General features: G+C 67.6%; 6 protein-coding genes. 2 read left to right on the top strand and 4 right to left on the bottom strand.

Features of this window, described 5'->3' with window-relative positions; genetic code table 11:
* Positions 1-50: 50 nt before the first annotated feature.
* The 3 genes from ACWFRB_RS26100 to ACWFRB_RS26110 all read right to left on the bottom strand — a co-directional run bounded on the left by ACWFRB_RS26100 (position 51) and on the right by ACWFRB_RS26110 (position 2,839).
* A complete protein-coding gene (locus ACWFRB_RS26100; RefSeq protein ID WP_452644208.1) occupies positions 51-1,949 on the bottom strand; it encodes an alkyl/aryl-sulfatase in 1,899 nt (632 codons plus the stop codon).
* A gap of 97 nt (positions 1,950-2,046) precedes the next feature.
* Positions 2,047-2,367, bottom strand: a complete 321-nt coding sequence (locus tag ACWFRB_RS26105) for an SHOCT domain-containing protein (RefSeq protein WP_452644210.1) — start codon at positions 2,365-2,367, stop codon at positions 2,047-2,049.
* A gap of 28 nt (positions 2,368-2,395) precedes the next feature.
* Positions 2,396-2,839: a DUF6325 family protein gene (locus ACWFRB_RS26110; protein ID WP_452644212.1), complete on the bottom strand. Its 444-nt coding sequence runs from the start codon at positions 2,837-2,839 to the stop codon at positions 2,396-2,398.
* 158 nt (positions 2,840-2,997) lie between these two features.
* Here ACWFRB_RS26110 and ACWFRB_RS26115 point away from each other — a divergent pair, with 158 nt between their 5' ends.
* Positions 2,998-3,378 carry an SHOCT domain-containing protein gene (locus ACWFRB_RS26115; protein ID WP_452644218.1) on the top strand — a complete coding sequence of 127 codons (381 nt, stop codon included), beginning with the start codon at positions 2,998-3,000 and terminating at the stop codon, positions 3,376-3,378.
* 67 nt (positions 3,379-3,445) lie between these two features.
* Here ACWFRB_RS26115 and ACWFRB_RS26120 read toward each other — a convergent pair whose 3' ends face one another.
* Entirely contained in the window at positions 3,446-4,339 is an 894-nt protein-coding gene (locus ACWFRB_RS26120) for a LysR family transcriptional regulator (protein WP_452644214.1), read from the bottom strand.
* A gap of 88 nt (positions 4,340-4,427) precedes the next feature.
* Here ACWFRB_RS26120 and ACWFRB_RS26125 point away from each other — a divergent pair, with 88 nt between their 5' ends.
* The gene (locus ACWFRB_RS26125) at positions 4,428-4,895 is read left to right on the top strand and encodes a hypothetical protein (RefSeq protein WP_452644216.1); all 468 of its coding nucleotides are present in this window, start codon (positions 4,428-4,430) and stop codon (positions 4,893-4,895) included.
* The last annotated feature ends 365 nt before the right edge of the window (positions 4,896-5,260 follow it).

Below are 5,260 nucleotides of genomic sequence, written 5' to 3' on the forward strand. Positions count from 1 at the left end.
GGGGTACGACGCGCGCACAGTTCGTTCAGCACGGGGTCGGCCGCGTCACCTCAGTCCGGGGTGACAATGGCGAAGTCGGGGTCGGGCGCATCGAGGAACCCGGCGAACTCGGCGAGCTTCGCGATGTCTCCCTCCGCGACGACGGTTCCGTCTGCGATCGCCTTCGCGATGTCCGCGCCGCCGACCAGCACGCCAAGGAGCACCGGGCGGGTCAGGGTGAACGTGGCATCCGCCCCTGAGGATTCGCCGTCGAGGTCGTAATGCACCAGCAGTCCGTTGCGGAGGTGCGTTCGGTGCACGACGTCCTCGTCGGTGACCCGCCAGTCGATGACGATGCGCGCCGACCAGGCCCGCGGCCCGTCGATCCGCAGCGACACCGCATCGAACACCTGCTCCACCGACAACGCTGCCGCGATGTCCGGGGCCGCTGCGACGGTCGGGGTGCCCACCGACCCGTGACGCAGCTCGTAGGCACCGGTGAGATAGAAGTTCCGCCAGGTGCCGTTCTCGGCACCGTAGCCGAGCTGTTCGAAGGTGTCGGCCTGCAGTGCCTTCGCCTCCGCGTTGCCGGGCTCGGCGAAGATCACGTAGTTCACCGCCTGCGCAACCCAGCGGAAGTCTCCCTGCGCGAAGGACTCCCTGGCCTTGCGCAGCACCTCGGCCGAGCCGCCCATGAACTCGACGTGCCGCTTCGCGGACTCCACCGGCGGGTGCTCCCACAGGTGCGCCGGATTCCCGTCGAACCAGCCCATGTAGCGCTGGTAGATCGCCTTGACGTTGTGGCTGACCGACCCGTAGTAGCCATGGGTGTGCCACGACTGGGCCACCGCGGGCGGCAGTTCGATCTCCTCGGCGATCTCGATTCCGGTGTGGCCCTGATTGATCCGCCGCAAGGTCTGATCGTGCAGATAGCCGTACAGGTCCCGCTGCAGCGACAGGAACTCGGTGAGACGCTCGGTCCCCCACGTCGGCCAGTGATGCGAGGCGAACAGCACGTCGGACTTCGAGGCGTACCGGTTGATCGACTCCGTGAGGTACTTGGACCACACGTGCGGATCCCGAACCAGCGCGCCACGCAGGGTCAGCAGGTTGTGCAGGGTGTGCGTCGCGTTCTCCGCCATGCACAGCGCCCGGAGATCCGGGAAGTAGAAGTTCATCTCCGACGGCGCCTCGGTGCCAGGCGTCATCTGGAATTCGATGCGGACCCCGTCGACGGTCTCCACCTGCCCGGTCGCGGAGACGTACAGGGTCGGCATGATCAGGGTCGGCGTGCCGGTGGACGTCGTCTGGCCCAGCCCGGCGCCGACCCCGCCACGGGGTCCCCTCGGCAGCGCCGCGCCGTACATGTAGGCGGCCCGCCGTGCCATCGCGGTGCCCGCGTAGACGTTCTCCTCGACGGCGTGTTCCACGAAGCCGACCGGCGCGAGGATCGGGCAGTGCCCCGCAGCCACGTCCGCCTCCGTCGTGACGCCCTTGACGCCGCCGAAGTGATCGATGTGCGAGTGCGTGTAGATCACCGCGGCGACCGGGCGATCGCCGCGGTGTGCGCGATAGAGGGCCAGCCCGGCGGCCGCGGTCTCCGCCGAGATGAGTGGGTCGATCACGATGACGCCGGTCTCACCCTCGATCAGCGTCATGTTGGACAGGTCCAGCCCGCGGATCTGGTAGACCCGCTCGCTCACCTCGAACAGGCCCTGCTTTGCCACCAATCCGGACTGCCGCCACAGACTCGGGTTCACCGTCGGAGGGCAGGGATCTTCCAGGAATGCGTAGGAGTCGTTGTCCCACACCACGGTCCCGTCGGCGGCGGTGACCACGCCAGGCGTGAGCGCGGCGATGAATCCGCGCTCGGCGTCTGCCAGGTCGGACCCGTCGGAGAACGGGAGCTGATTCTGCAGCGCGGCATTGGCCTTTTCGATCTCGCTGGTCGCGTCCGCCGGTGTCGTCATCGATGAATACCCCTCGCAACTAGGTGACATGGCTGTGGAACTGTGCGCGTGTTGTACCCCGTCGCGGGTACGACACGCGCACGGGCGGCGGAGCCGCCTAACCGAGCAGCTGGGCCTTCGCGGCCGCGAACTCCTCGTCGGAGAGCGCACCCGACTGGTGCAACTGGGCGAGCTGCTGCAGCTTGGTGATGAGGTCGTCGCCCGCGGGCGCGGCCTGCGGCGCCTGAGCCTGCTGCGCGTACGCCGCCTGCTGCTGTGCCGCCTGCTGATCGGCGTATGCCTGCTGCTCCGCGGCCTTCTGCTGGGACCGACGGTTCATCGCGTTGGATGTCGCCTGGGCGGTGCCCGCGATCACGGCGGTGCGCGCAACGGTGCCGAGCAATCCGGGACGGCCGATGCGGCCGGCTCTGAAAACCATGTGACTCTCCTGTGCTGGTACGGATTTCCTACAGTGCCGCTTCGACGGCCGCCACGACCGCGTCGCGGGGGATCTGAACGTGCAGGGCGACCTCGCCACCCGCGCCGCGGACGGACGCAGCGACCTGGCGCGCCCATGTCTCCTCGTAGACGATGATCGCGGCCGAGGTGCCCGGCTCCAGCGAGTCGCGAACCACGTCGAGGTCCTCGTCGCTGATCAGCGCCTTCGCCTCGATCGACAGGATGGCCAGGCCGACCTCGTCGAGATCCTCGTCGACATCCACCTGAGTGATGTTGCCGTCGGCGTCCTTCGCGATGTAGACGAGGTCGAGCAGCGTGACGTAGCCCCGTTCGACCACATCCTGGAGCGCCGCGATGGTTACGGGATCCACTTGCGCCCCGGGAAAGGTCAGCACGACCAGCTCCACGGGGCCGATGTTCAATGAGTCGCCGATATTCGATGAGTCGCTCATGCCCCAAGCCTGCCGCCGCGTCCCTCCGATCCGCCTCACCCTCGACGGATGAGAAGTCGCCGGTTTCACCTGCTACGGATGAGGCACCATCGCCCGGAATGTTGGATCCTTTGACGAACAGTCAGATCCTTATGTGAATGGAGCTTTTGATGAACGACGTGAACTCGTTTTGGGATTTCCTGTGGCTGATCATCATCACCTTCGCCTTCGTGGCGTACCTGATGCTGCTCTTCTCGATCATCGGTGACCTCTTCCGCGACCACAAGCTGTCGGGTTGGTGGAAGGCGGTGTGGGTCTTCTTCCTGATCTTCCTGCCGTTCATCACGGCCCTCGTCTACCTCATCGCCCGCGGTGACAGCATGACCAAGCGGTCCATCGCTGCAGCGCAGCACCTCAAGGACGAGCAGGACGCGTACATCAAGAACGTCGCGAGCGGAAAGTCCCCGGCGGACCAGATCGCGGACGCGAAGGCGCTGCTCGACAGCGGCGCCATCACCGAGGCCGAGTTCACGGCTCTCAAGGGCAAGGCGCTCGCCTAGCCTTCTCACGCATTGCCGACGAAACTCCGGGCGCCCCTGTGGTGCCCGGAGTTTCGTCGTCTGCGCCTCACCCGTTCACGGTCGCCGCTTCCTCCCGGAAGGCGGCGAGCACCGCCCCCACCGCGGGTCGGTCCGTCGCGGCGGGCCGGGTCGCCAACTCGTAGATTCGGGCCGCGCGGACACCGGCGAGGCGCTTGCACACCAGCCCCGGGTGCGCGAGCGCGTACCGCGGCATCAGAGCGACCCCGTGGCCCGCCGCGACCAATTCCTCGATCACCCGGAAGTCGTTGATGCGCTGGATGACCCGCGGCTGGACCCCGGTGGCGGCGGCCACCGACTGCAACACATCGTCGACGGGAAACCCACCGCGCACGCTGATCCAGCTCTCGTCCGCCAGCTCGTCGAGCCCCACCTCGGACCTGTCGGCCAGCGGATGCCCCGGGCCGAGGAGCAGGTCGATGGGCTCACGCATCAGCGCCTCCGTACGCACCCGAGGCGAGATCAGCGAGGGAGCGCGCTCGTCGCGGTGGGTGAGGACCACGTCGAAATCGGCCAACAGCTGTGGCACCGCCGATGCCGGCTCGTCCACGTCCTGAGCCTCGATCTCGACCCCGAGCTCGGAGATCCGGGCCAGGACACCCGGCAGCAGCAGCGCGGCCCCGGAGGGGAACAGCGCGACCCGGACCCGCCCACGCGGTGACCCCCGATAGGAGGCCATCTCCGCGCTCGCCCGGTCCAGGGCGGCCAGCACATCCTCGGCGCGCAGGACCAGCGCGTGCCCGGCATCGGTGAGCCGCAGGCGACGGCCGTCCGGTTCCAGGATCGCGACCCCCGCCTCGCGGGCGAGGATCTTGAGTTGCTGGGACACCGCCGACGGGGTCATCGAGAGGGCGGCGGCGGTCGCCGACACCGTGCCCCGGTCGGCCAGCTCACGCAGCACACGGAGGCGTTCGGCGTCCATGCAGGAAAGCTACTCTGTCCGGCAACAACTTCGCCCGCCGCGCACACGTTGGTGAGTACGGACCGGGCCACACCATCGGGGGACAGTCATGGGCTACGCATCGTTCACGAACTGGCGACTGCTGGAGGGTGATCCGGACGCCATCTGGCACGCCTTCACCCATCCGACGGAATCGGGGCTGTACGAGGAGCACAAGACGGAGACGGTGCTCGGGCCGGACTTCGAGATGGCCGCCGGGCACGGCTGGGACAGCAAGCACGGCGAGGAATGCGACTTCGACGTCGTCCGCTGGACGATCACCCGGCACGAGCCGAACAGGGTGCTCGAGTTCTCCGGCAAGCAACGGGGCATTCGGCAGGATGTGGTGCTCACCATGGAGCCGGGAGACGGCGGTCACGTTGTCACCGAGACCATTCGGTTCCGCCCGGCGTTCAAGGGAAAGCCGGGGGCACAGCTGCTGTCCTGGCTGCTCCTGACCACCGGCCTGCTGGCCAAAGTCGGCGACGACCACGGCGAGACGCTCGATCTACTCGAGGAGCACATCGCCGCCGGATAGCTCCGATCGGAGGGCCCGTCATCCCGCCTGTTGGCACGAATCCGGCAATGAGGGACGAACGGCACGGTAACAACGAGTAACCTTCAACAGATTCACATGGCGAGGGCCTGCCTCGGTGGGCCCTCGCTGTGTTGCGTCATCGACCAACCCAGCGGGGGCAGGCATCGGTCGGCCTCTCGTGCCACGATTAAAGGAGTTCGGCCCCGTGTGTTCGATCCTCGGCATTTTCGGTCTGCAGTCCGGCGACGATTTGGCCGCCCTGCGCGTTCAGGCCGTGGAACTGTCGCGCAGGCAGCGGCACCGCGGGCCCGACTGGAGTGGGGTGTTCGTCGGTGACGGCGCGATCCTGGTGCACGAGCGCCTGG

It is taken from the genome of Rhodococcus sp. NPDC055112, from assembly GCF_053607505.1.

Bases quoted from the DNA above. Each gene is read 5' to 3' on its own strand.
- ACWFRB_RS26100 (WP_452644208.1), bottom strand. From the start codon at position 1,949: ATGACGACACCGGCGGACGCGACCAGCGAGATCGAAAAGGCCAATGCC.
- ACWFRB_RS26105 (WP_452644210.1), bottom strand. From the start codon at position 2,367: ATGGTTTTCAGAGCCGGCCGCATCGGCCGTCCCGGATTGCTCGGCACC.
- ACWFRB_RS26110 (WP_452644212.1), bottom strand. From the start codon at position 2,839: ATGAGCGACTCATCGAATATCGGCGACTCATTGAACATCGGCCCCGTG.
- ACWFRB_RS26120 (WP_452644214.1), bottom strand. From the start codon at position 4,339: ATGGACGCCGAACGCCTCCGTGTGCTGCGTGAGCTGGCCGACCGGGGC.
- ACWFRB_RS26125 (WP_452644216.1), top strand. From the start codon at position 4,428: ATGGGCTACGCATCGTTCACGAACTGGCGACTGCTGGAGGGTGATCCG.